The sequence below is a fragment of the Thalassospira sp. TSL5-1 genome, from assembly GCF_001907695.1.
Lineage (GTDB): Bacteria > Pseudomonadota > Alphaproteobacteria > Rhodospirillales > Thalassospiraceae > Thalassospira.
In genome coordinates, this window is sequence record NZ_KV880663.1 from 1 (window position 1) to 374 (window position 374).

The 374-nt window shown below is 52.7% G+C and carries 1 protein-coding gene; it reads left to right on the forward strand.

Translation table 11 applies throughout. The annotated features are described in order from the left end of the window. Positions 1-374, forward strand: a 374-nt coding sequence (locus tag LF95_RS22565) for an Ig-like domain-containing protein (RefSeq protein WP_143182165.1), incomplete at both ends; no start/stop codon positions are given.

Consider the following 374-nt stretch of genomic DNA (forward strand, 5'->3'; position numbering starts at 1 on the left):
CCGCTCTCGGTGGATCTGGTGTCCAAAATCACGATTGTCGAAAAGAACGATCCGCCTGCTTCCTCGGACAACACTGTCACCACCAAGGAAGACACGTCCTATGTCATCAAGCCAGCGGATTTCAAATATACCCAGCCGGGCGGTGAAACCGATACGCTGGGCGGGGTCACCATTAACAGCATTACCGGTGCGGGGACGTTAAAACTTGATGGTACTGCCATCACGACGCCGCAATTTGTCAGCTATGCCGATATCGATGCGGGCAAACTGGTGTATGAACCAGTTGCCAATGACAACGGTGATGCAAAGGCAAAATTCACCTTTACGGTTCGTGACTCACGCGGTCTGGATGCGACATCCTCAAGCGATCTGAC